Origin of the sequence: Vibrio atlanticus, assembly GCF_024347315.1 — a bacterium.
Lineage (GTDB): Bacteria > Pseudomonadota > Gammaproteobacteria > Enterobacterales > Vibrionaceae > Vibrio > Vibrio atlanticus.
This window is the reverse complement of sequence record NZ_AP025461.1, coordinates 776,473-801,410: the sequence shown is the minus strand read 5'-3', so window position 1 is coordinate 801,410 and position 24,938 is coordinate 776,473. Positions and strand designations below refer to the sequence as shown.

General features: G+C 48.2%; 18 protein-coding genes and 2 pseudogenes. 1 reads left to right on the top strand and 19 read right to left on the bottom strand.

Annotated elements, in window-relative coordinates; genetic code table 11:
- Positions 1 to 108: 108 nt before the first annotated feature.
- The 4 genes and pseudogenes from tnpA to OCV30_RS19250 form a co-directional block, all read right to left on the bottom strand.
- A complete protein-coding gene (gene tnpA, locus OCV30_RS19265) occupies positions 109 to 540 on the bottom strand; it encodes an IS200/IS605 family transposase (protein ID WP_065678281.1) in 432 nt (143 codons plus the stop codon).
- Positions 541 to 658: 118 nt separating this feature from the next.
- On the bottom strand, positions 659 to 1,015 hold the full coding sequence (gene yciA, locus OCV30_RS19260; RefSeq protein WP_244499020.1) for an acyl-CoA thioester hydrolase YciA: 357 nt from the start codon (positions 1,013 to 1,015) through the stop codon (positions 659 to 661).
- A 280-nt stretch (positions 1,016 to 1,295) separates the two neighbouring features.
- Positions 1,296 to 2,501: pseudogene (locus tag OCV30_RS19255) on the bottom strand (calcium-binding protein); the annotation flags it as partial.
- 51 nt (positions 2,502 to 2,552) lie between these two features.
- Positions 2,553 to 3,473: an IS5 family transposase gene (locus tag OCV30_RS19250; protein WP_065678283.1), complete on the bottom strand. Its 921-nt coding sequence runs from the start codon at positions 3,471 to 3,473 to the stop codon at positions 2,553 to 2,555.
- A gap of 69 nt (positions 3,474 to 3,542) precedes the next feature.
- Between OCV30_RS19250 and OCV30_RS19245 the strand changes: the two are divergent.
- Positions 3,543 to 4,085 (top strand): annotated as a pseudogene (locus OCV30_RS19245) (helix-turn-helix domain-containing protein); the annotation flags it as partial.
- Between the two features lie 65 nt (positions 4,086 to 4,150).
- Here OCV30_RS19245 and OCV30_RS19240 read toward each other — a convergent pair.
- The 15 genes from OCV30_RS19240 to tssH all read right to left on the bottom strand — a co-directional run bounded on the left by OCV30_RS19240 (position 4,151) and on the right by tssH (position 24,937).
- Entirely contained in the window at positions 4,151 to 4,447 is a 297-nt protein-coding gene (locus tag OCV30_RS19240; RefSeq protein ID WP_004744250.1) for a PAAR domain-containing protein, read from the bottom strand.
- 9 nt (positions 4,448 to 4,456) lie between these two features.
- Positions 4,457 to 5,020, bottom strand: coding sequence for a DUF6931 family protein (locus tag OCV30_RS19235; RefSeq protein WP_065678284.1), 564 nt, complete (start codon positions 5,018 to 5,020; stop codon positions 4,457 to 4,459).
- On the bottom strand, positions 5,020 to 7,011 hold the full coding sequence (locus tag OCV30_RS19230) for a type VI secretion system Vgr family protein (protein WP_065678285.1): 1,992 nt from the start codon (positions 7,009 to 7,011) through the stop codon (positions 5,020 to 5,022). Before OCV30_RS19230 ends, OCV30_RS19235 begins: the two co-directional genes overlap by 1 nt.
- A 68-nt stretch (positions 7,012 to 7,079) precedes the next feature.
- Positions 7,080 to 8,966, bottom strand: coding sequence for a hypothetical protein (locus OCV30_RS19225; protein WP_065678286.1), 1,887 nt, complete (start codon positions 8,964 to 8,966; stop codon positions 7,080 to 7,082).
- 19 nt (positions 8,967 to 8,985) lie between these two features.
- Positions 8,986 to 9,276: a protein kinase domain-containing protein gene (locus OCV30_RS19220; protein WP_261879050.1), complete on the bottom strand. Its 291-nt coding sequence runs from the start codon at positions 9,274 to 9,276 to the stop codon at positions 8,986 to 8,988.
- Positions 9,277 to 9,626: 350 nt separating this feature from the next.
- On the bottom strand, positions 9,627 to 13,076 hold the full coding sequence (gene tssM, locus OCV30_RS19215; RefSeq protein WP_065678288.1) for a type VI secretion system membrane subunit TssM: 3,450 nt from the start codon (positions 13,074 to 13,076) through the stop codon (positions 9,627 to 9,629).
- Between the two features lies 1 nt (position 13,077).
- A complete protein-coding gene (gene icmH / locus OCV30_RS19210; protein ID WP_065678289.1) occupies positions 13,078 to 14,223 on the bottom strand; it encodes a type IVB secretion system protein IcmH/DotU in 1,146 nt (381 codons plus the stop codon).
- A gap of 7 nt (positions 14,224 to 14,230) precedes the next feature.
- Positions 14,231 to 15,547 carry a type VI secretion system baseplate subunit TssK gene (gene tssK, locus OCV30_RS19205; protein ID WP_065678290.1) on the bottom strand — a complete coding sequence of 439 codons (1,317 nt, stop codon included), beginning with the start codon at positions 15,545 to 15,547 and terminating at the stop codon, positions 14,231 to 14,233.
- A complete protein-coding gene (gene tssJ, locus OCV30_RS19200) occupies positions 15,547 to 16,014 on the bottom strand; it encodes a type VI secretion system lipoprotein TssJ (RefSeq protein WP_065678291.1) in 468 nt (155 codons plus the stop codon). The genes tssK and tssJ overlap by 1 nt, the downstream gene beginning before the upstream one ends.
- On the bottom strand, positions 16,014 to 16,958 hold the full coding sequence (locus tag OCV30_RS19195; RefSeq protein ID WP_065678292.1) for a type VI secretion system-associated FHA domain protein: 945 nt from the start codon (positions 16,956 to 16,958) through the stop codon (positions 16,014 to 16,016). The genes tssJ and OCV30_RS19195 overlap by 1 nt, the downstream gene beginning before the upstream one ends.
- Positions 16,959 to 16,991: 33 nt before the next feature.
- Entirely contained in the window at positions 16,992 to 17,687 is a 696-nt protein-coding gene (locus OCV30_RS19190) for a substrate-binding periplasmic protein (RefSeq protein ID WP_065678293.1), read from the bottom strand.
- Complete coding sequence (locus OCV30_RS19185) at positions 17,684 to 18,823, bottom strand: ABC transporter substrate binding protein (protein WP_065678294.1); 1,140 nt, start codon at positions 18,821 to 18,823, stop codon at positions 17,684 to 17,686. The genes OCV30_RS19190 and OCV30_RS19185 overlap by 4 nt, the downstream gene beginning before the upstream one ends.
- Complete coding sequence (locus OCV30_RS19180) at positions 18,820 to 21,018, bottom strand: MFS transporter (protein ID WP_065678295.1); 2,199 nt, start codon at positions 21,016 to 21,018, stop codon at positions 18,820 to 18,822. The genes OCV30_RS19185 and OCV30_RS19180 overlap by 4 nt, the downstream gene beginning before the upstream one ends.
- 3 nt (positions 21,019 to 21,021) lie before the next feature.
- Positions 21,022 to 22,173 (bottom strand): D-alanine--D-alanine ligase family protein, encoded by a 1,152-nt coding sequence (locus tag OCV30_RS19175; RefSeq protein WP_065678296.1) that lies wholly within the window; start codon positions 22,171 to 22,173, stop codon positions 21,022 to 21,024.
- Positions 22,174 to 22,327: 154 nt separating this feature from the next.
- Positions 22,328 to 24,937: a type VI secretion system ATPase TssH gene (gene tssH / locus OCV30_RS19170; protein ID WP_065678297.1), complete on the bottom strand. Its 2,610-nt coding sequence runs from the start codon at positions 24,935 to 24,937 to the stop codon at positions 22,328 to 22,330.
- Between the last annotated feature and the right edge of the window lies 1 nt (position 24,938).

Sequence of the window (24,938 nt, the reverse complement as noted above, 5' to 3'; positions counted from 1 at the left end):
CCTTGACCCCTTTACAATGCAAGACTGAAAAAATATCCGCCTTCTTAGAAGGCAATTTCGCTTTATCATCCCTAGAAAGGGGCTTCCGCGCTATCAATTCTTCAATAACTACAGTTGTTGTTCATACTCTATGTCCTGCTTATCTTGGTGTCGTACATATCGGCGAATGACTTTTTCATTCACACCGACCGTATCTACAAAATACCCTCTAGCCCAAAAGTGATTTCCCCATAGTCTCTTACGTATATGTGGAAATTTATTGAAAAGTCTAATTGCGGTTCGGCCCTTTAAAAAGCCTAACAAACTCGAAACCGATAACTTGGGAGGCACAATAACAACAAGATGAACATGTTCTAGTTGAACATTTAATTCTAAAACCTCGCAGTCTTTCATTGCACAATATATAGATTGAACGATATATAGATTGAACAATAAAGCTCCTTCCCTACCTTTCAAAATCTTATATGTGTACTTTGGAGTCCAAACGATATGGTATTTGCAACGCCAATAGACATGTGATGAACTTCTGTAATCGCCCATGTGGTTGTTTTCTCTTACTTGTGGTGAATAAGAGGTTACTTCTAACATGGGCACTTCAAGGAACAATCACCACCGCCCTAGGCGGTGGCTTTGAGGAGCCAATAAAAGCTCAACTTGTTTAAGCAACCATATTATTTTTAGGAATCAGCCGCGGTTTTCCATTTAAGTCTATAGCTACATAATTAAAAGTAGCTTCACACACTTGGAAACGGTGATTAACATTATCCTCTTGAATAGGTTTCACCCAAACTTCCAAATCAATCGACATTGATGTCCTACCAATTTTAATGCATTCACCATAACAACAAACTACATCGCCGACCTTTACTGGTTTTTTAAAGGTGATACTTGATACTGAAACAGTCGCGATTCGTCCTCTAGATATTTCTTGAGCTAAAATAGCTCCAGCTAGATCAAGCTGTGACATGATCCACCCCCCAAAAATATCACCATTAGCATTTGTGTCCGCGGGCATAGAAAGAGTACGTAAAAGAAGTTGTCCTTCAGGGCTTTGTGTGGTGTTTTCTATATTACGCAATATGTAATCCTCAAGTACTTTAATATCAAAACATTTTATCACAATATCTAGGCTAAAATTGGCTTTGTTTTCAATATACCCCTCACATTACATTCAATAAAAAATAAATTAAAATCAACCTCTATCAGACACTAAAATTAAAGAAGACGGCTTTAATAAAATTAAAATTATGGCGCTTTAATTATGCAACAGCGCTTTTTCCTCCAGAAACATCGGCCTACGCCGTTGTAATCGCTATACGAGATTTACTATCAAGGTTGTCGATAAAGCCATTGTCACCAACTTGAGGCGCAAAACCACTCATGGCTTGAACTAATGCATCAACCGCGTTATCAGACAACGTGGTACATTCTCTTTCACCGTCAATCTCTTTTTCACCCATTGCAATAACAATTTGAGCGCGATTACCATTAAAGTAATCACTAAAGGTGACTGAACCTATGTTCTCAAACTTAGCTTGATCAGTATCGTTTTCAAGATTACGCAACGTAGAAAGTGTTAGATCATAGCCACTACGTTCAAACCATAGTTTTGGCCAATCAATACCATTGAACACAATCTTGTCTTCACTACGGATATCTTCAACAAGGTTATCAATAACATCACCGCTTACGACAAAGCTATCAACGCCAGTACCGCCTTTGAACGTATTCTGGTAACCACCTAATACCATCAAATCACGGCCTTCACCACCATTGAACTGGCTATACTTAGAGATCGCAGCAGCGATCAGTCGATCATCACCTTCACCTCCGTTCAACACAGCATGATACCCCATCAACTTGATCACATCGTTACCAGTGTTAGCATTGATACGATTGTAGTTGCCAAAAACATTAGCAAAATCGTTACCCGCACCTAACTCTACTTGGTTGTTGTTGCCAATCGTAACGGAGTAATCTTGATCATCGCCAGTATCCACGCGATTGTAGTTGCCGGATGTAACGACGTAATCACGGCCGGTTCCGGTGTTAATTTCACCACCTTCACCAAAGACAAACGATTGGTCATCACCTGCACCGAGGTAAACATGGTTAATTCGTCCAGCGACTACTGCAACGTCATTGCCTTCACCACCAAACATCATATTTTCACGCCCCATCAGAACACCTATATCATTACCTTCACCGCCGGTGAATATATTAGATGTTCCGGTTGCGTAATAGACGTCATCGCCTCGGCCTCCCCAGAAGTTATTATTGTCGCCTAAGTAAGCTCCAAGGTCTTTACCATCACCGCCCCAGTTGAAGTTGTAATTGCCTAAAGAGACATTAACATCGCCATCACCTTATAAGTGCCCACTGTTACGAAGGAAATCAAATGTTTGATCTTTCATGTTTAGTAGATCAGCAGTTAAATTCGCTTTGAGGTTTTCCACTAACGACTTCATTTCTGTTTGCTTATCTTTACTAAAAATAGTGGCTTTGTTGCGTAATTGAATTTAGAGATAGAGCCAACCCATTTCGCGTATTTCTTAGTCAATACGACAAGTTTCAGGCATACCTAACTCAGTAAGCTTGTTCAACGCTTTTATCATCGCGTAAGTTTCACCCACCTGGGCATTGTAATTTCTTAAGCTCAATCGTCCTCCTAGCAACTGTTTAACTCGATACATCGCTGTTTCTGAGAGTGAACGTTTGTGGTATCCATACCGCTCTTTCCAATACTTGTTTGAGCCGTATAATTTCTGGCAACCCACTGCGAGATTTCGAGGGTGACCACGCTCCCAGAAGGCGGCCCCTTCTCGTGGGGGAATAAGCACAACGGCTCGCTTAATCTTAATAGCAGCGTGACACGCTCTTGTGTCGTAAGCGCCATCACCAGACACCTCAAGGATACTTCGGCGTATTTGTTTCAGTAAGTTCGGGAGTACTTCTCCATCTGTAACCGTCGATAAACTTAGCTCGGCGGCAATGATCTCATGAGTGTTGGTATCGACGGCAATATGAAGCTTTCGCCAGACTCTACGCTTGCCATCCGTCCCGTGTTTTTTCACTTTCCATTCACCTTCGCCATAAACCTTAAGGCCAGTAGCATCAATGGCTAGGTGCTGTATTGCTCCTCTCGCTTTAGTCTGAAATGAAACCTCAACTTGCTTGGCTCTACGGCTGATGCAGGTGTAATGCGGACAACTTAACGGTACATGATCTAACCTAAATATCGAGTCGATAAATCCTTGAAGCGCTCTCAATGGCATAGAAAAAACTCGTTTGACCATAAGTGCTGTCGTGATAGCTAAATCACTGAACCGACGCGGCCTCCCGCGCTTATTCTGTTTGCTTTGCGCCCACCCGCTTATTGCTTCTTCATCAATCCAAAAGGTCAGAGAACCTCGGTTAATGAGTGATTGGTTGTATTGCTTCCAGTTGGTTGTTTTGTAACGAGGCTTAGGCATAGGACTACGAGAGAGAGTGGAGATAGCTGATCAGATCGTAGGTTCTTGATTTAGTTCCATTGAATTACGCAACAAAGCCACGTCAAGCTCATGCCGCATCGCAATGTCACCCATGACGGGCCTTTTATTTGCACCTCGGGCATTCGCGAATATTATGAAGCAACAATCTTATTGATTGATGCCTTATTCGGTGCTGCCCATTGCGAAAAATTCATGGGAGGCAATTTTTCGAACCAGCCCCTATGTTTAACCAGCTTTGCCCAATACCGTCAACACAGTGATGAACTGATCCATAGATTGCAGGATTGGATGCATGATGCAGAGCCCAGCGCCCTATCTGTTGCCCTGTGTGCAGAAAAGAGTTTTCTCAGCGAACGACAAATGAAACGTCGTTTTAAAGCAGCAACTGGAGAATCTCCCATGAATTACATTCAGCGAATTCGTATCGCGATAGCAAGAGAAAAACTGGAGACCACCAAGTTAAATATCGATCAGATTTGCCAGCAAGTCGGGTACAGCGATACGAGTCATTTCCGGCTGTTATTTCGCAAGTTCCATGAAATGACGCCAACGCAGTATAGTAAAGTCACCCAGCTATGCGCTAGCGCATAGTGACAAAGACGCTGGTGTTAAGCCGCCATAGCGGCTTAAGACTTAGTTAAGATGTCCATGGCTGCTTAGCCCCCCACTAAGACCGTGGGCATCCCCATCACTATGGTTCCACCATGTGCAGTCAGGTCGCCCATTCTTGCTGCGGGCTTATTGTTCACTAAAACCGTTGCGCTGCCTTTTACCACGCTGTCAGGTGGACCCACGCAAACACACATTTGACCAAGTGTCGCTACCGGGAGATTACCCACCAATACCGTACTCGGCATCGGTAGTAGTGGCCCTCCCACATGTGGGATCGGTACAACAGCGGGGGTTTGCATTGGACACACATGCATGTCCGTCGCTCTAGCGGCTGGTAACATTACTCTCTCCTAGCGTTTTCCATTCCCACCTGAAGCAATGTTCAGGCCCATGTTGATAAATTCATGGTATCGTGATTGTGCGTGCTCACCATCAGGGAGAACCGCACAAAGATTGACGCTTCCTGCTACCGCTTGAGCATACAGATACGGAGGCGGGGGCACTACAGGATCCTCTGGTTTAATCATACTACCACCACTCCAGAATGCCGCTTGAGCTACCCATCCAGCGCCGGTATCTAAGCCCGCTTTATCGATCATTTGCTCAGCAAATCGGCGACTGGTTTCATCCGGCGTATGCACCCAAGCACGCGCAGCGCGTACAGCATTGGTTTCATCTTCATTCCAATCCATACGTGTGTCAGCGCAACACACCGCCCACCACACTGATTCGCGTATTGGTAAGGCATGAGCAATGAACATGACTGCATCAGAAAACAGTGCCCTGTGCGTCGCCTCAGCAATCAACTTTGCGGGCGCAATAGGGGCCGTCGCCAGTTCTAATATTTCCGGACTCGGCTCATAGGCACGAAAGATCTCTTGAACATCATCATGAGGAATTTTAATTAATGTCATCAGTTTACCTTAGCAATCGCCCCTTGTATTTGTACCATTGCTCCCGCTTTTACCTGAGTACTCAGACTACCATTAATCGAAACAAGGCTGCCTTTGAGGTCGGCTTTGCCCTGTGCTTCTAAAGCCAACATCGTGGCCTTAATTTCCGCCTTCGATTTGCCCGCAATCGAGACTTGCGGAGCATCAATCTTTATCCCGCTCGCACTGATTTCTATTTTGCTTCCACCGACACTGAGTTCAATTTTACTCTTACCCGTAATAGAGACCTGTTGACCGTCAACAGAAACGTTCGACTTTGCCTCAAGAGCAATATTGGACGCCGCTTTTAGTGCCAAGTCTTGACCACTATCACCCGTCCAGTTTTGTTTGCTTTTAGCCACCAGCGTTTGCTCTGTTTCTATCGTGATCCCTTCTTTGGCTGCCATAGCGACTGTCTTTTCCACCTGAGTCGTTTTTGAGCCTTTAATCGACGTTAGGCCATCGTTTGTCACCTCAATCTCAAAATCTTTTTCGGCATGCAAATACACGTGCTCTTTGTCTTTGTGGTCATCAAAACGCAGTTCATTGCCCTGTTTACTGCTGCCGTTTGGCGTAGTTCGAGTTTTGATGCCACTTTGAGTCGCAGAGCTGTATGGAGGGGCACTATTCTGGTGATAAAGCGAGCCAGTGATCACAGGACGATCCGGATCGCCATCAATATATTGAACGAGAACTTCGTCACCCACGCGAGGCGTGAATTGCGCTCCGAACCCCTTACTGGCCAAGCTTTGAGACACCGGCAACCAGCACGAACTATTCTCGTCCTCCTTGCCATGGCGATCCCAATGAAACTGCACTTTCACACCGCCTAATTTGTTGCGATAGATCTCCTCGCCACTAGGACCGGTCACCGTGGCGGTATGCAAACTGTGTACACGCGGTTTTGTCGGTATTTCTGGTCGATAAGTCACCGAAGCAGGAATACAGGTAAACTGATTGCGATACGTTAGGTCGCTGCGGGACTCTTCACTTGCAATTTGATACGTAATCTTAGTCACCAGATATTCTTGGTTCATAGATTTCAATGGATGCTCGCTGAGAGTAAATTTAGACCCACACACCAACGCTGTGATGGTCGACGACGCTTGCGATGCCAATTTGTCGCAATCTAACGCCTCCATCTGACGTTTGGCGGCATCACGCGCTTCTGCTTTTGAATCATGACCATAAGCATAGCCTTGTCGTGATAATGTTTTTAGTGACGCTTCGCTGGCAGTCTGACGTTCGCCGCTATCAAAAACATCCCCTTTCGACTGATGATGGTCAGAAAAAGACACGGTCGACGTACCCACGCGGCGTAAATCACTCCAATGGCTGATCATACGATTCGATTCACGCGCTCCCACTTGATAACTCAGTGTTGGCGCCGCGATCTTTTTAAAACGCTGGTTGGTATCCCCGACGCAGACCAAGGGCTTACCCGATGAGTGCTGAATGTGAAAATGCCACCCCTCACTGGCGAACAAACGCTGAATAAAGGCTTGATCCGACTCATCCAGTTGGACACAATATTCGTGTTTTTTTCCACTGCCAGACACATTAAAACGAAAAAAACCTTTTAAGTCGGCTTGCCTAAGTATGTCTTCAACAATCTGCTTTGTCGTCATGTTTTGAAAGATTTGACGACTGCCGCGATGCGCGAGAATAGAAAGCGGATCAACCATTTCTAATTGATAAAAGTACTGCTGTTTTTCTTTGCTGAACCCTGTGAACTGGATTGAGTTACATAACCCCGTGTAGTGAAACTTCTCTTCTGCTTGTGAATAGATCACCCGCACTGCTTTACCGAGGTTTTTAACATTCACTTCTGCACTGGCGACCAGCGATAGAACAAACCTAGATCCAAGCGACACGGTCTCATCTCCGGTGAGATGAGTGACGATGTAATCCTCATTGTCCGATAACGTCGCAATAAGTGGGCGAGATTGATATTGTATTGTGTTACTGCTCATATGTACTTTAAACCACTGATTCAATCATAGTTAGGCGGACATCCATTTCCGCCATAACAGGCCTGCGATTAAGCCGTATGGGGCTGAACCGCGAGCAACCCTGCAGGACGGCGTATCGGGTTAGCCCTTTTGAGTCGCTTACCCTTCTTCGAGAAAGCTTTCTCAGCCTCTTTCTCCCGCTTCGCGTTAGCCTGAACTTCTCGCGCATCATTATCGATATCAATAGCAGCTTGCAGAACGTCGTCGTCATCCATGTGCAAGTGATCTGTTACGCCCAAAGTCTTTAAGTATTGATCAAGAACGTGTTGATTGGGACGAGAGATCTCGTCATGTATCGTAGTAACCTCATTTTGAGTCGATACATTGGTGAAGGTCGGGATCCGCCACAGTTCTTCAGCCAATGTTCTATATTCCAGATCAAGATTGGTCATCGCCGTCCTAATGTTATCTTGACATCGACTAACAACAATTTGATTGACCTGTCGGTTGTATTGAATGTTGGTGATTCGCTTGGTTTGTTGTGAATGCAGACGATGACCTAATTTGTCCCAGAGAAGGATTTTCACCAGCATAGGATTCACCATGGTACCAAAATTCACACTGCTACCGACACCAACCGTCGCCCCTGCCCCCGCTTTAAAGCGAATATCTCCTGAGCTTTTTACTATGGTTTCAACCATAGCCGACACACCGATGCCTGCAGAAACGGAGCCCGTCACACTCGCACCCGCCATTTTAATGCCGCGCGCTTTAAACGAAATGGAGCTGCTGCCTGTGGCTTTCACGCCCGCAAATGCGCTCGCTCCCGCCTTAAATTTGATTATCTCATCAGACGCGAAATAGTTTGCCGTGTTCGCCGTCGCGACAAACTCGGCCTTGACGTTTGCTCCTGCAAATAAGTCCGCTTCGTTTTTCATATTCATGAAGTCACCAATAGTGAGTTCATGTTCAAACTTTAACCTCAACCCAGCCTGAGCCGCTAAGGAAACATTAACTTCGAGGTCAATGCCTGGGATCAACTGCATCGTTTCAAATGAGTCGTCGCTCGCATCTTCTTTTTTGTTAACTTCCCCCCCTTTGCCTAGCGTGTAATTTTCTGTGTACTTGGTCGACGTTAGTTTACGCCCAGCCTCTTCACCAACCTTTTTGTTACGAAAACCGGCCGACCCACCTTGCCCAAACTTAGCATGTATATTACCCTTAAAGCCGCCACGCGCACCAACCTCCATCGCAAGATTGATTTTGTTGCGCATTTTGCCAAAATCCCAGACCTTTTCGTACGCAAACTTATACTCAGCAAACAAGTCGCCCGCGAAATCGATTTCAGGCCCGCCCTCCTTCACTGAGCCTTCCAATTTACTCGAGGTCCCCACATGCTTTTGAAACAGCTCGTTTAAAGCAGGCCACAGCTCGTCATTTTGCTTTAGATGACCGTTGTAGGCATCCACTAAGGCCCCCACTTGAGCATCCAGCAGTTCGACTTTAAGCGCGCCAAGCTCGCCCGAAGCCAGAATACTGTTGCTAGAACGCTCAAGAACGCGATTCTTGTTGTAAAGCATTTGAGAGAAAGTATGATTGATCAATTTGGAACGTACTGATTCCGTTGGCGAACGGTGCGGCTTCACGACTCGCACCAAACTGCCATACCTTTTGGTAACGCGCTGTACAAAAAAATCCCACACCGGGTGTTTCGCTACTTCGGCTGCGCTATAGGCGCTAGCCTTACCTCCAGACGAGCGATACAGTTCGGCTTCCACCTCCGAGTACACCAGATCAATAGCTTTTTCTAAAAACGGCAAGGCGCGCTGCGATTTCTTACACACCGAATACAGATTTGTTAACCAATTTTCAATGGCAATCGCACACCCCAAATTGTCGTTTAGTTCCCCACTGCTGCTCTTAATTGTTGAGACATCAAAGTCAAGATTCTCGGTCGCAAGTTTTTTCTTTTTCATACACTTTCCTATCGCTGATTCACGTACATAAACGCTGCGCTAAGCGCTCCAATTCTGTACGTCTTGTATAGTCACGCTCTAACGGCATGACTTGCTCGATGATTTTGTTAAGCGAATACCAGTCGTCTCTCGCCTCGACCCGCCCCTCTCCATTGAGCTGTGCCGACGAAGCAAACATGGGGGTTCCTTGCCAGTGACGGAATGTTTCACGGCGGGTGCCCATGCGATGACTGGCACCAAAATCAATCAAGCGCACTTGATGATTCTTAGGCACATAGAGCAGGTTCGATGGTTTAATATCGCCGTGCACCCACCCTCGGTGGTGACAGTGCTCAATGGCCGAAATAATACGTGGCAATATGGCAATAAACGTCGGAAGATCCGCTGAGGTAAACTGGCTTAGCGTGACGGCGCACGGGTCATACGACAGTCGTAAAATTCCATGAGACCAGTCGACACCTAACACCTCTTGAACGCACGCTCCCTGACAGTCAATCAAGGCCGAGTATTCCCGCGCCAGCTCGGCTGGCGCGGTAAACTGCTTGATATACTCGTGGGGAGTATCATGACAGTACCGAGTTTGGTGCCCTGCGGGCACTCGGAGAGCATTACGATTAACGAACGCTCTTCCTTGATTTATCGCCCTTTCCATTGGTATGTTTACAACTGCTTAGGCAAAGCGAATTGTGAAAACACCGCCTTGTCCAAGCTCTGATTAGAGTCTCTCAATGAAAACTCCAGACCAATCTGATTACCATCAAGGTCATAATTCAGAGTTCGCACCAATCGACTGGTGGTTGCACGACTGCTTCGACTAAACATGGCTCGAAACAGAGCCCACTGACCCGTAAAGGATTGCCCGGCCAGACGATTGTCTCCGTTGAAAAACTCAGCGCTAAGATGATCGTCACCGCCGAGCGAAGGCCACGTCACATCACGCCATACCCGTGGACCATGTCGGTAGCTAAAGAGCGTTTGGGCATCTCGTAAACGAAACTCCGTGACATCTGTACTCATTGATTGGGCTTTTAAGCCAATCGTTAATGCCATCTCTCCCCCAGATGATCCGAAGAAGATACGCGTAATTTGTCGTGTTCGTTCGAGCTGCGCTCGTGTCGAATCACTGATCGGTAAGATCAATCCATCCACTTCATTGATTTTCAGGCGCCCATTATCCCAATACACGAACGGCTTAAGAAATTGGTCAATGTACTGGTCAACCCGGCCACTGGGTTTAAAAAAGGCACTGAAATCATCTAAGTTCACCTCACCCCGGCCATGCTGAGCGAATGGGAAACGCCCTTCAATCGCAGCCGCGTAAAATTGATAAACTTGTTCGTCCCACTGAGTGTTCAAATAGTCAGCACTTCCTTGCACTACTTGTCCCCAGACCTGTTCTCTGATGCTTTGCACCCAACTTGCAACCTGGCTTGGTGCTTGGCTGCCCGCTAAACGAAACTTCACGATCGGATCACGACTCCCCTTAGCATGAGCCAGTGCATATTCATGAAACGCTTTGCCCGGATTAGCATTCGTCAACGCCGTATCATAGAAACTGGTCAACTCCGTCACCGCAACAATTAGTTCATCATGAGGGGTCGCCCCTTTTCCGCTTCCGTTGACAAACTGAGAGAACGGTAAAAAGGCCTCATTAACCACAAACGATGGCTGGAGTCTAAGTAGCTTGTCGCCTACCGCACGATTGATTTTGTTAGCTTTGTTGAGCACTTTCTTGGCTTTTTTCAGCCCCAACTGACTGGCTATCCGTTTTTGCCCTTTGGTATCTGGTTGCTCTTCAACCGCAAGTGTTGTGTTGACGACCACCGCTTCCATGACATCCAGCAATGGACTGCTGGCCGGTGTCCTTACATTGCGCAGGACGTAATTTAGCTCCGCGGCCTCGACAAAAGGCTTCACTTCAATGTTATTGACCATTTCTTTCCAGTAATAGACATAGTCGGCAAAGTACAACCTTTGAATCTGCTTACTCAGTTCCGTTAGTTCCACGACAGAGGCCCCTGACATGTCGCCCTGGATCGCTTTGAACTCTCCCATCAGCTCTCTCAACAGAGGAGATTTAGCCGTCAAGTCAAGCTTGCCATACCCTTGCTTGGTAAAAACCTCTGGTACTAAGTAGCCATGGAAACCGCTAGAGAACGTAAACAGGCTATCGAACTTTTCACCCAGTTGTCGGCGCAGATCCACCTGTGTACGGTATTGGGGCATGCTTTTAATCCGCGCATATATCAAACGTTCGGGCGACAACCCTTCCAAATTATTGGTCGCAACGGCGATCAGCTCTTGATTTGGCACTAACTGTTGGTCGTAATCGCCACTGAACAAATCTTCGATTAGCAGAGAGAGTTGAGCCAACTCATCTGAAGATAATTCCCCCTGATCTTTCAGAATATCCACTAGATACGCTTGCAGCTCTTCTATGTTGAGCTGGTCGCGGTCAAACAACATTTGGTAGTAACGCAAAATTTCAAAGATTCGGCTTGGATTACCCAAATTGACGTATACGTACAACTCACTACTGATCAATTCTTCTAACTTCGGTAACAAGATTTGATGTAGCTGTTTTTCGTACGTTTTGTAGATGGTTTCTGCCGTTTCACCCTGTTTGATACTGACGAGCTTATGCCAAGGTTTAGGTTGGATACCAGCAATCACAACGTCGCCCAACTCAACCAAGATCGCCACCAAATCAGACATTGAATAGTCTTGGCTTAATGCTTGGATATCCGACTGGTAGAAACGAACCTGAGAGATAGCCGCACTGCGCCAGTTTTCATCCGCCGTCCAGTTATCCCTTAACTTCAGGCCTCCAATCACCATTAACGCCATGATTGAGACCAAGATCGCTGAACGAAAGACCAAATATCCCGCATGTCGCCACTCGTTGACGCCCACCAGATTGTTCTCAGGAAGTATGACTTTACTGAAGATTCGCTGCGTAAAGTAGCCACGACGACTCGGTTGCTGCTCTTTGGTCTCGAGGCGATTGAACTCTCCGCGCTCCGCGACAGAGTGAGTTAACAAGTCATGCTTGATGCCTTTTTGCCCCGATGACATTAAATAAGCGCCACGGAGCCAAACCGCTTCACGCACACGGTTCTCTCGGCCAATCTCGCTCAGAAGCTCATTGATCCGCTCAAACACAATTCTCAACTGATAAGGCCAAGCGAGTATCGCTTCCGCCTTGTCCACATTGGCATTATTGAGTTGTTCAAACTGTTGCAAGGCCAGCGCCTCAATCAGCTTGTGACTCTGTTGCTCAAAGTCATGTTTGTCATAGCGGCGTGACACATCATAGTCACAAGTAATGCCGAAAGGGTTTTCAGAATCACAAGCGGTAAAGCCTTCAAAGAAATCGATGAAATCCGCAATGCCATCGGCTTTAGAAAAAGCCATATAGACGGGCAGAACCAGATCCAGTGCCCCTCCCATTGATAAAATGGCTTCCTGGTAGATCGCCGCTAACTTTGAACGTTCTTTATTGTCCGTTACGACCAAACGCTCACAACCAATCACCGTTAGGATCCCATTAAGACCTTGGCGAGGACGATACTTAAAAAGCTGTTTGGCAAGAACGCCCCACAACGCTTCGTCGATGCCTTCACTGTCGAATATGCGATGACCAACTTCGACGACAACCGCGTGATCATTGCTCCAAAAGCGCAGGTACTGCTCGGTATCACTGTCGTGCTCGGTGCGTTCATTGATCGGTTCAAACCCATTTTGAAGCAAGACCGAACTTTTGGCGTCTTGCTCACCTCCGAGCACCAAGTACCAAGGGAGACGGTATAAACTGTCAAGCTTGTTGCGCCCTTGCCCAAATATTTTTTTGACCGCCAGACGAAACAGCTGTTCGATCACTCTGGTATCTTGCTTCAATAAGACCGACTGTTCGTGCTCTTTTGACGTCGTTTGAGACTTTGCCCGCTGGCGCCACCAGTAGATCACCGTCACACTCATAATTACCGCGGTAAGGCTCAGCGCGACCCACTTGATCCAAGCCGGCTGTTCATCAGGTAACCACAACCAAAGTGCAAGCGTCCCCATCAGCGCACTCATCACCACAAATATTGACAATATCTTTTTACCCATCTTACTTCTGCGCTCTTTTGATTGTGGCGTTTAATCCAAAACGAACATTTAGCTCATTCTTCAACTTACGTATGGTTTTGAGGTCTTCACCCGCATCCAGATACAGCTCGATACCATGCTCGCTTTCCCGCGTGAATGACTCATACCCCGCTTGGTTAAGCTCAGACGACAACCGAAGGGCATCACTTGGTCGAGAGAACACCGCTAAGATGATCTCCCATTCCAATGCTGCGACTTGCTCTTCCTTTTTCTCGCCTTGGAGATCAGGGGTCTCGCTCACTCGACCTAAATCATCATCCGTACTCAAATACACCAAATCACTGTTGGATTTCTTGAAACTGACGCCCGACATGTCGATGGCTGAAAACTGTGTCAGCAGCGGTTGACTGCGGCTGTGGTACCAATATTCTGTAAAGCCATACGCACACCCAAGAAGCAAAAACGTGACCGCCATCGTTTTCGCCATACTGATCATTAGCCACGGCTGTTTCCCTTCCTTTAGCACTTGCGTTTGAGGCACAGGCATTGGAGTTTCAGAGCGATAGTGGCGAATTAATCCGTAAGCTCGGGCAGTGATGTCATAGAGTTGACTATCATCGCCATGGCGATAGAGTCCTTTGAAACCCAATGACAGTAAGACATACTGCAACTCAATGAAGTCCACCAGTTTGCCTGGTTGCTGACTCGCTTTTTCCAGCAACACAAAGAAAGCTTCGCCACCGTTGCGCTGTGAAAAAACTTTGCTCAACAAGGAGTGGTTTTCCCATCGGGCCCGGTCCCCCCACGTGGTATACAGCACGGCTTCATCAAAAGCGGCGCAGAGTACAAAACAGCTTTTCTCAATCACACTTGGGTGGTAGTCCAAATGCAAGCCTCGCAAACGAAACGCCTCGATCGCCCCTAACAGCTGTTGGCGAAAGCGGTTGATATCTCTCGGAGCGCCTTGACGACGTATGGTGACGAGTATACCGAGCAGTTCGGTCGCCGCATTCATTAAAGGGCTCCCGTAGACCGTCAGTCCTTCGATTAATCGTTCGGTCCCTGAAGTATCGACATTTGGGGCTTCTTTTCGGTCCCGTATTTGAGGTTGTTCGTTCGCCGTACGTTGAAGGCGCACCGTTGGCTCTTCGTTGAATAATCCCGCCATCTCACACCTACCTAATCACATGGAAGTCGACACGAATATCATCGATTCGTTCGTCGATATGTAACGCGATTGCCTCGTCTCGCTTGACTAGGGATTGCCACAAGTCCGACTTAGTGTCGACTTCGAAATAGGCGGCATCGTTCAACGATTTAAGCTCCGACGGAGCATAAGGCAGATGGCGTAATGGAATGCCGGACAGCGCATTACGCACCAACCCCGCGATATCGCTGTTTCCCGCTAACTTCGCAGCGCGAGGGAACTCTTCTCCCAAGCGAGTCGCCCCAATAGACGACGACACGACCATGATAAATCGAGCTTCATGATACAAGCTGCGATCGTCCACTATGGTGCGCAACAAACGACGACTAACAAACAGTTGCTTGTCCCAAACTAAGGTGGAAACATTGTCAATTTGCACTTCGCGTAACAAGACTAAGAGCTCAGAGAACACCGTCGAAAACACCGCGTAGAGATCGTCTGGGTTCCAAGCAAGGAAGGACTTTGGCATCTTACCTTCAAGCCCTTGCATCTGACCGGCCATCGACACACATTCTAGGTACAGATGTCGCGTCAATAACGTCGGATCGAGATGCCACTGTTCGAGTTTCGGCACCCAACTCCCCAACACCTGTAGCCAGAGATAGTCACGCATCAAAGATTGGTAACTTTTGCTGCTTGCCTCTGCCTGGAGACGGGCATGAATGGCGCGCGAACGGTACTGAACCTGTGCAAACACATCCGCGATGCAATCAGACAAATAAGTCGACACCCCAAAATGCAAACATTGGGGAACAAACGCTTGATTGAGCACAACCGCGCCCTCAGACTTATGCTCACTGATTTCCGCGATGGCCAACAAGACAAAATCCTCAAGCTCATCCCCTTCAAGCTTGAGTTGTATATTTAAAATGGCCAACTCCAACGCCACGGGATCACTTTGCTCGCGGCTTGTGTCATACACGGGATGCTCCAGAGCACGGTGCCTTAATCTGGCGTCCTCACCCACATCTACGGCGCCTGGTCGGGTAACCGGAAGCGCCAAGTACACTTTTTTATGATGCGTGTTTTTAGGTACATCAACGACCAGCGCTTGATCAACCACAAAAGGGGTACCATCTGGGAATATCCCTTTAGCGCGGCGCACAGAGACTTTGCCAATATTGAGCATTGAACGATCTAACTCGAGGTGCGTAACACCGAAGCACTTCGGGCTGACTTGACCCGCAAACTCACGCGTGAAGTTCTCAACATAGCGCTCTTGCTGCTGGAAGTGCTGAGGTGATAAAAACATCCCCTCACTCCATACAACTTTATTGTTATCCATTATTCTTCTTCCCCAGACACCGTAAGATTGATGCCATCTACTTCTATGTTGATTGCCGCTGAATGGACAATAACAGGTTGATAAATCACCTTGTTTTTTGCTTCGCGATAATCAGCGAATCCCGCAATGACACCGATGAATTGAACGCCGGCCCCCAATGGAATAACCTCTTGACGCGATTCACCTGGCAACAAGCTTGGTAATTGACGCACAACCGCTAGCTCAGACTTTAAGATCCCCTGGTCGTCGTCATAGATTTGAATAAAATCCGCTTGCTCAAACGCATTGCGTTTGGTGAGTTGGTACACTCGCAGCTCCACTGGAGAAGGTTTACCTTCGGCATTCGGGTTAATGTTTGTTGCCGCCGTCAGATTAACGACCAACCTTGGTTGCCCTAAGTCCTCACTCCATAAACTGCAGCCAGACAACCACAGCGCCAGCAGCGGTACCCAAAATCGACTTTTCATCACTTTTCCCCTTCTAAATTTCTCTGAAGACGCAGCGCCTCTCGAAAGTACGCTTGAAACTTCACTTGCCAGTCACGATTGTCGACCTGACGATGAAAGTAATGTTTGTACATCTCCCAATACTTAGGCTTGCGAGACCAAAACCCATTACCAGACAGCTCATCAAACATGTTCTCCATGGCAGTAGGTGAAATGTCTGACAACAAACGGGTCAACGCCATTTCTAAGGCTTTGTCAGTTCGGTCTTGGGAACGTTGGTCATGATGTTGCAATTCCGCTAACACATAGGCTGTAGGGCGAACAGACGTGCCGAGTTCCGGATGACGTGCAGCAGACACCTCCGACGGTGGGAAGATCGCCCTGACCTCAGCCTCTACAAGCGGGTCCTCATCCGCAGATTGAAACTCAAGATCTAAAGACGCCGCCGCCAGTTGAAGAGTAGGGGCATGGGCGACAAACGGATCGTCATCAACCACATCCAACGTGGAGATCACTACCTCCGGTTCACCCACTTCTTCAGTTGGGATCTCACCAACGATAGGAGTCTCTTGACTAAACGGATCGTCTCCAAAAGGGGAATGACGCTCCGCCCCCAATCCAGATTTCACAACGGCAAGATCGGGAACAAAACACGACACCAGTAGGCGGTAGCGACCGATATCCAGCACGTCTCCATCGCTGAGAGTCGATTGGTTTCCATTCCCTAATGGCTTGTCAGATCCATTAATAAACAACCCGTTGGTACTGTTGTCGGCAATTTGGTACCCACGCGAATTCTTGCGAATGATCGCATGCGTTCCCGAAATTTCCCGACTGGCATCACTGAGCTGCAATGTGTTCCCGAAAGCACGACCGATATCACCACCGTCTTCAGGAAAGGCTTGATTCCACTCGGCAATGCTTTCACCGTCCGGAGAACTGATTATTCTGATTGATAGAGGCATATAATTGACCTGTCATTAAATCCATATTGAACGCTAACGGCACTGTTCGGCCGCGTCATTAAACTCCGCGAGAAAACGGGGATATCGCTTGATAAAGGCTTTGGAAAAGTACACCCCCAAAGACTGAGACTGAACACGAGTACGAGATATGGCTCGGTAGCTAACGCCCATTTTTTTGATGGTTTCGTCGATCACGGCGTCATTTCCTAAGATGGCACCGACTTCGCCGTTAAGCAGTAACTCAATCAGCGCTTTAGGGGTTCTTGGTTTTTTACTGACTCGATAACCGTTTTTCTGTAACCAAAACCATTTGTTTGAGCCAAACAACGCCGCCACCTTGATTTGAGACTTGAACATCGCACTGTCGACCTCCGTCGAATCCGACAGAGAAAACCAACTCCAATTCTGCTCTTCCAAAGGTGCGGAGTACTCAGCATACTCATCGCGTTTGCTGTTGTGTGAAGCCAAGAAAAAACCATGTTGAGACCCAACTTCAGTCATCAGTTGCGCGCGGTCCCATTTGGTCATGGTCAGTTGATAGGGCTGATCCAGGTGGCGCATTACGCATTTTACTTTATCGATCCCTGGGCCTTTCATTACCCCGTTCTCTTGGTACTGGTAGGGAAACCACTCTTGCGTTGCGAGCAGTAAACGGTCTGGTCGACTGAACGCCCACGCCGATTGACTGCTACTTCCGATGAATAGCAGCAGAAATATGACGGTTCTCATGGTGTATGATCCTCCATGCTCATGCCCGCTGAGCGCACAACACTGCCATCGCGGGCGTAGATGTCACTCGCCATTTCGAGCAAAACGAAAGGTACAGGGGTGTTGACTCGCTCAGCTTGTTTAAAACTGATCGCAATATCAGGGGGGGACAGGAGTCCAACAGGTAAAGAATGAGGCTTTACCCCTTCGTTCAGAATACGAAGACCATAGAGCGCCGCTTGATGTGCGTTATTTTCAAACCCGACACCAACCGACATTAACGCACTTTGCGCACTGGCATTGACCGCATCCGGTACTGCCGTCAACAAAGGTAAACGCTGCGAATACTGGTTTATCTCATCAATCCGACTCAGCAAACTCGAACTGCCAGTTAACCAAAGCAGTGAACGCTCAAACGTATGATCACCAACTCGCATGGCTTGCGTTTGCGCTGCCATGCTTTCTTCTAGCGTTTGCCCGGGTTGGGTTTCATCCACTTCAATAGGAAAAACTCGCACACCTTGCTTTTCTGCTTCCATTTTCAGTGGTAGATACTGAGTCAAGTAAGCACTGGTGTTGGTTTTTGCATACAGCACACCAATTTGCGTCAAGCTTGGTCGGAAACGACGTAAAAAGTTAAGCGTGATATCCGCTCGCAAGTTTAGGGATGTATACGCAAAGTTGTTTCCACTGCTTTGATAGTTGTCTGTCAGCCCCATTAAGACAGGATCTTTGGCATTAACTGAGATCACCGGCAGTTTACCGCCCGAATAAACCTCATGAAGCGACACCGTCGCCCGCGATCCCACGCTGTAAATCAGAGCCGCCTCACGTTCCGCCGCATGCGTCCACGTTCGCAACTGCTGCTGAGTCGCCGGCAATAAGAACACTCGAAATGAGACATTAGGCATCTCGCGACGAAAGACTTTTAGCATGGTGGAGAGGGCCACATCGTAAGAGTCCGCTTTGCGTGAAATAAGCACCCAGACACGCGGACGTTCTGCGCGCGGCGCGAACACAACGTCCCCCTCTTGAGCCTTTATTTCCCACTCCACCGAATGATTGTCTATGAGCGGTTCTCCCAACCACTGAGGCCATTTCGCCTGAACGAACGATGACATCGTCACCCACAGAAAAACTCCCATCAACCTCTTCATGATTGCCCCTCCATGCTTGGCGTTCGATCAAGAAGCCACATCGTCGCCCCGGCGAAACCAAAGAAGATCGATAGGGTGAAAAACGCCCAAGAGTGTCCCAAATGAGTCAACAGTGCTCCAACAACAATGGCTCCCAAAACATGTCCGAGTCGTTCAAGAAAGCGATACGTTGACGCGACTGAGTTCGCATTCGCGCCCTGAGTCGACGTCACTACGTGCGTCACAACAGGGGCGTTGATCAATCCGTGAGAAATCCCCATGACTAACATCGCAAACGTGGCAATTAAAACCAGATACGTTATGTCTTCAAAACGGAAAGAAAAAGACAATAAAATAAGTGAGACAGCACCGACGCCACTGCCAAGACACAGCGCCCATTTCGCCGAGCCTACTCGGTCTATCATCGGTGACACCTTGCCGCTAACAAATAACACGGAAAAAGCATACGCCATCAATACTTGACCGATGCTCTCTCGCTCTACGCCGGCATTCGATAACAAGATAGGTACGGCAAAAAACACGACACCTGTGAGCATCATTTTGGTCGGGATCCCTACAAGCAACATTGTGCGCATAAACGAAGGGACTCGCATCAATGCTGACGCATCTTTGACCATGGCGGTAAAGTTTTCTTTTAACGTCCCCTGCTTTGTGGCTTGCATCGCCATCGAAGGGAGAGTCAACGCGAACAGATACATTAACCCACCAACAAACACCGCCAGCATGAAGATGCCTTGAACCCCAACAGTGTCCGCCAAGAGCGCACCAATTGCGGCGCCTGAAATAAAGCCCGCATTAAAGCAAAACACGATAATGCCGGCGGCTTGCGTTTTGTTGCTTTGATCGCTGCAGCGCAAAATATACCCTTGCACAGCAATGAAGATCGTGGCTTGACCCACCCCCGAAATCAAACGAGCCACGAGCACCGTCATCAATTGAGAGTCATACGCCAAAAGTAAGCAACCCAGCGACGACAGTACGATCCCTGCCCCCAACACTTTGCGGATATCCCACACTTCTAGCAATCGCGCCACCGGCAATAATGTCGCAGCAAATCCAACGAAGTACAGGGTAAAAAAGTACGAGGACCAACTTTCACTTGCGCCACTCTCCACCGCTACCTGCGTCAAATATTGCGGCAATACGGGCGCCATCAATGACTCCATCAATACCGTCACCAGTAACAAAGGTTTCACTTTTGCTAACACGGCCTCATTGTCAGACTGTGCCTTGGAGTGACAAAGCAAACGCACAAATGCAAAGCAGATGAACGCACACCCAGCGAACAAGATCGCAAAGTTTTTCAGCGTTTTCAGGAGTTGAGCCAGCAATGCCTTGGGATCAAAGGCCACAGTAACTTGGCTGCCTTTGGTATCCTCCACAAGAAACGCAGCCATACTCTCCACAACCATGGAATCGGCGCGAGCCTGACTTTTGGCGATCATCGTATTCCCTTGTGACACGGAGATGGATGAAACTTCAGGATTGGACTGACGAAAACTGTCCAACATTCGATCAATACCGCTGACTTGCTCGTACCCAATTCCAGCACTCAATACAGGCGCTAATCGCTGCGTTACGATGTTGGCCATGGAGTCGGCTTTGTTCTCCAAACCCGACTTATACAGAGCCCCCACCATAAAAAATACACTCGTGGACATTGCCAAAAACACCCCGCCAAATGCGGTAAAGTAGATCTTAGGATTGGCACTACGAAGAACAAAAAACACAAACGCGGCGGTCAAAAAGAGCACCAACCCCAACATGGGTTTGAACTGCCCATCAATTGTCTTGGCAATCTCATGATCACTGAGCATCACTTCCAATGCTCCCACCTGTGTAAACTTGTTGTTCAAAGGGATGCTGACCAAGCTTCCGTGCATGCTTTCATCGGTATAGCGATACAATTCTTGTTGTCCCGAAATCACGCGGATATCGACCACTGACGAGTCAGCATCTGCGATAGGAGACAACACTTTTTCTAACCCCGCGATGTCAGGCAGTGGGACCCCAGAGTTCAGCACTTGCTCTATACCGATTTTGGCCGCTTCCGTTTGGGCTAGAATGGCGTCTCGGCTTTGTTGTTGATAGCTTTTCAATGCCTGGGCATAGCCCACGACGAAGATCAACATCAGTGACAACAGGACCAATAACGCCCCAAGCATCAAGCGACTGTATTGCTTAAACGTGTTCAACTATTACTCCTGCAAAGCATCAAATTGCGCCGTTAGGCAGTGGGCCAACGCCATCGGTCTTTTCTGCTTTAAGAAAGACAGACGATTGAAGACCAGTGACTGGACAAGATCTGTGTAGTCCATGCCTTCACGGGCTAAGTCATGGCAAACCAAACTGACGCTGTCCCCTTGAGGGCGTTTAAGATCCGGTTTTGGATTCGTTTCCAAAACGTACACTTTGCCTGTGCTATCCATACGTAAATCAACGCGAACCAGCGTTTGAAGACCCAATTGGCGGTAGATTTTCTGCCCAATCGCTGCCAGTTCACTACGCAGAGGTTCGTCGGTGACTGCAATCAGACGATCTTGGGTTATGGGTTTCAAGTCCATAGACGTAAAAATCGGCTCGTCCTCGCCAAGCACACGCTCAGTGATAGAAAAAGCCAGCGGTGTATCCGACTGTGTAAGCTGACCAGACTTGAAAATGAACTCGCCTGCTACCGCCACCACAAATTCACGACCGCTGAGAAAGGGTTCGATCATCACCGTGTTCCCCGTCGCTACACGCACTTTCTCGACCACTCCTGCCAAGGCCTCTCTCGAAAAGACCGGGTAAACATGAATCGACGCTCTCCCAGACACAGGCTTTACGATAAACCCGTCCGCAAACTGCGCCTCAATTTGGTCAATCGCGCTTTGCTTGACCTCATCCTCGAAGCGTTCGTCAATACCTATAGTAATAAAAGGTGTCGTCGGTAATCCCGCGGCGTGGATCTCATGCTTAAAGAGGTGTTTGTTATCCAATATGCCTGCCGTCATTGGCGAATGTCCGACGTAAGGGACGCCCAACATCTCCAACGTTGATGGCAGATGACACATTGAATCAAATCCCTGAAGTCCACCGCTATTGGTGATCACTAAGTCAATGGCTTTGTCTTTCAACTGCTGAGCAAGATCAATGTCCTCAGCCAATACCTCCACATGTTGAAAACCCGATTCACGCAGAGCATTCGTGATATCGTGCGCCACAGGTTCGTACGTCTTAGTTGAACGCGGGCTTAAGTTCTCGAAAATAAAGCTCTCCGCGCGCGCTTTGTCCCCACCGTGGATCACGGCTACAGTGAGGTTATGTCGAATCCATTCCAGTTGTGACTTAGAAAAAACAGGTTGCGTCATCTATACTTACTCATCATGTAACGTTACTAATGTGGGAGCGCTGACACCGCCCCTAGCAACAAAAAAAAATCAAAAACTCACGTCGTTGTTGGTCAAGGCAGCGGTAATCACTCACCGCTGCTTAATGTGAGGTCTAACGCCTCTTTATCACTTGTTATTGAATGCGAATGTCGAACAAGCCATTGCTGTCGATACCGACATGCACCGCTTCCACCTGCTGGTTCTCGCTCATGCGTTGAATGCATTGATTCGCCAAGTTAGGCATCAATTGACGATTGATGATTTGTTCAATGGCTCGCGCCCCTGTTTCCGGGGACTCATTCAGATGAACTAGCTGCTCAATCACTTGTGGGTCGTAATCAAAGCTCGCCCCGTAGTGTTCATCAACACGCTGGCGAATTCGCTGAAGAGATAACGCCGCGATCTTTGCCATTTCGTCGTCATTGAGTGGGAAATAAGGCACAATCGTTGCTCGACCTAAAAACGCTGGCTTAAAGTGTTTTTGCAGTTCAGGAAAGATCGTGTGAGTCAGAGAAGGAACGTCAGGTCGCTCTTCTGAGCAAGCATCCACGACGGCACTGTCCGCGGCGTTTGAGGTCATGATGATAATGGTGTTGCGAAAATCGACATGGCGACCTTCGCTGTCTGAAACCGCCCCTTTATCAAAGATTTGATAGAAGATGTCATGCACACTTGGGTGCGCTTTTTCCATTTCATCCAGCAGGAGTACCGAGTAAGGGTTTTTGCGTACCGCTTCCGTCAAGACGCCTCCTTTTCCGTATCCAACATAGCCGGCTGGCGAGCCCAGCAGCATCGAGACCTTATGCGCTTCCTTAAACTCCGTCATGTTAATGGTGGTGATATTACGCTCGCCCCCATACAGCAAATCAGTTAAAGCCAACGCCGTCTCAGTTTTACCGACCCCACTCGGTCCACACATTAAGAACACACCGACAGGCTTGCGCGGATCCGTTAATCCCGCTCGCGAAAGACGTATCGCCTGTGACAACTCAGCAATTGGGGTGATCTGGCCAATAACACGTTCACCAATGTGTGACTCAAGCGCCATCAGTCGCTCGACCTCTTGGCTTAACATGTTGCCGACAGGAATCCCAGTCCACAGCGCGACCACCTCCGCGATCGTCTGTGCCGTCACCAGAGGCAGAACCAATGGCTGCTCGCCTTGCAGTTCACCCAATGCCGCCATTTTCTCAGATAGTGTGTCTCTTAGTTCATTGGACGTGATCTCGCCCTGATCTTGCAGCTCCTCATCCAGACAAGTTTGCAATTCGAGGATTGACGTCACTAAATCACGCTCCTCATTCCAGCGTGATTCAATGGCCTGATGTTCAGCCTCTAAGGTGGTCAACCGCTGCTTTGCCGCCGCTAATCGAGGGTCATCCATCGACCATAGGGCTGCTTCGTGCGATAGCGTGTCAATTTCATTGCGGGTATAGCGAATTTGCTCTGCCACCGCCTCCATTTGGCGTGGAGTGGCACTTTGGCTTAACCCAATTCGTGAACACGCAGTGTCCAACAAACTGATCGCCTTGTCCGGCAACTTGCGTTCGGGTAAGTAACGGACAGACAACGACACAGCCGCATCAATGGCTTGCTGCATCACTTTGACACTGTGGTGCTTTTCCAAGCTTCGTTTAACGCCGCGTAGCATATGCACCGCATCCTCAGCACTCGGCTCGTCAACAGACACGACTTGAAAGCGTCGAGTCAGTGCCGCATCCGATTCAAAGTATTGTTTGTACTCCGCCCACGTCGTCGCCGCTAAAGAGCGAAATTCCCCCCGAGCCAGGGCTGGCTTAAGAATGTTCGCCGCATCGTTTTGACCTGCGGCGCCTCCGGCTCCAATCAGCGTGTGTGCCTCATCAATAAACATGATGATAGGTGTCGGCGATTGCTTAATTTCATTGATGACATCTTTTAAGCGATTCTCGAATTCCCCCTTAATGCTCGCACCCGCTTGGAGTAGGGATAGATCAAGGCTTCGCAGCTCAATATTCTCGAGCGCAGGCGGGACATTGCCATTGACAATTTCTTGTGCCAATCCTTCAACGATAGCGGTTTTTCCCACACCGGGGTCACCGACTAAGATTGGGCTGTTTTGACGTCGACGGCACAAGATGTCAATCGCCTTACGAATTTCATCACCACGCCCCGAGATCGGGTCTAACGTTCTGCTTCGTGCGGCCTCCGTTAAATTTTGCGAGTACTTGTCCAAAGCCGGCGTGGTGGAATCACCAAGGGCTGAGACCATGCTTTCGGACGTCTCCGAGATTGGATTGGGCGTATTGGCCGCCAAAGCCTGCTGGCGCAGCCACTCTGACGATAACGTTGTCACCCAGCCACTCAAGACACCATTATAAATGCTCTGTTCCATTCGCTGTTTAAGCACCATGAGAACGTGATACTCGTTGACAACCGATTGTTGATTGTTCAGCGAGGCTAACATCCAGGCATCTTTCAGTAACTCAACCAACCCTGGTGACAGCGCGGGGGACGAGTCATTCCCACGAGGTAACCCTGTTAAATGAGCATGACAACGCTCGAGGATTTGAGCTTTCGATAAGGATGCTTGTTGCAACGCCGCATCCCATCCTTTACTTTGCTGCAGCAACAGTAAGAACCAATGTTCTGGCTCTATCGAGAAATGAGTATGGCTGACACATTCACCAGCGGCTGACTCTAAAGCGTTTTTTAACGCTGGTGTCAGCCTTTTAACCAAGCTCTTCAGTTCAATGTTGATCATT

Excerpts from the sequence above, each read along its gene's own strand:
- OCV30_RS19185 (WP_065678294.1), bottom strand. The coding sequence starts at position 18,823 with ATGAAGAGGTTGATGGGAGTTTTTCTGTGGGTGACGATGTCATCGTTC.
- tssJ (WP_065678291.1), bottom strand. The coding sequence starts at position 16,014 with ATGAAAAGTCGATTTTGGGTACCGCTGCTGGCGCTGTGGTTGTCTGGC.
- OCV30_RS19240 (WP_004744250.1), bottom strand. The coding sequence starts at position 4,447 with ATGTTACCAGCCGCTAGAGCGACGGACATGCATGTGTGTCCAATGCAA.
- icmH (WP_065678289.1), bottom strand. The coding sequence starts at position 14,223 with ATGGCGGGATTATTCAACGAAGAGCCAACGGTGCGCCTTCAACGTACG.
- tnpA (WP_065678281.1), bottom strand. The coding sequence starts at position 540 with ATGGGCGATTACAGAAGTTCATCACATGTCTATTGGCGTTGCAAATAC.
- OCV30_RS19225 (WP_065678286.1), bottom strand. The coding sequence starts at position 8,966 with ATGAAAAAGAAAAAACTTGCGACCGAGAATCTTGACTTTGATGTCTCA.
- yciA (WP_244499020.1), bottom strand. The coding sequence starts at position 1,015 with ATGCCCGCGGACACAAATGCTAATGGTGATATTTTTGGGGGGTGGATC.
- OCV30_RS19230 (WP_065678285.1), bottom strand. The coding sequence starts at position 7,011 with ATGAGCAGTAACACAATACAATATCAATCTCGCCCACTTATTGCGACG.
- OCV30_RS19175 (WP_065678296.1), bottom strand. The coding sequence starts at position 22,173 with ATGACGCAACCTGTTTTTTCTAAGTCACAACTGGAATGGATTCGACAT.
- tssM (WP_065678288.1), bottom strand. The coding sequence starts at position 13,076 with ATGGGTAAAAAGATATTGTCAATATTTGTGGTGATGAGTGCGCTGATG.
- OCV30_RS19250 (WP_065678283.1), bottom strand. The coding sequence starts at position 3,473 with ATGCCTAAGCCTCGTTACAAAACAACCAACTGGAAGCAATACAACCAA.
- OCV30_RS19195 (WP_065678292.1), bottom strand. The coding sequence starts at position 16,958 with ATGCCTCTATCAATCAGAATAATCAGTTCTCCGGACGGTGAAAGCATT.
- tssH (WP_065678297.1), bottom strand. The coding sequence starts at position 24,937 with ATGATCAACATTGAACTGAAGAGCTTGGTTAAAAGGCTGACACCAGCG.
- tssK (WP_065678290.1), bottom strand. The coding sequence starts at position 15,547 with ATGGATAACAATAAAGTTGTATGGAGTGAGGGGATGTTTTTATCACCT.
- OCV30_RS19190 (WP_065678293.1), bottom strand. The coding sequence starts at position 17,687 with ATGAGAACCGTCATATTTCTGCTGCTATTCATCGGAAGTAGCAGTCAA.
- OCV30_RS19235 (WP_065678284.1), bottom strand. The coding sequence starts at position 5,020 with ATGACATTAATTAAAATTCCTCATGATGATGTTCAAGAGATCTTTCGT.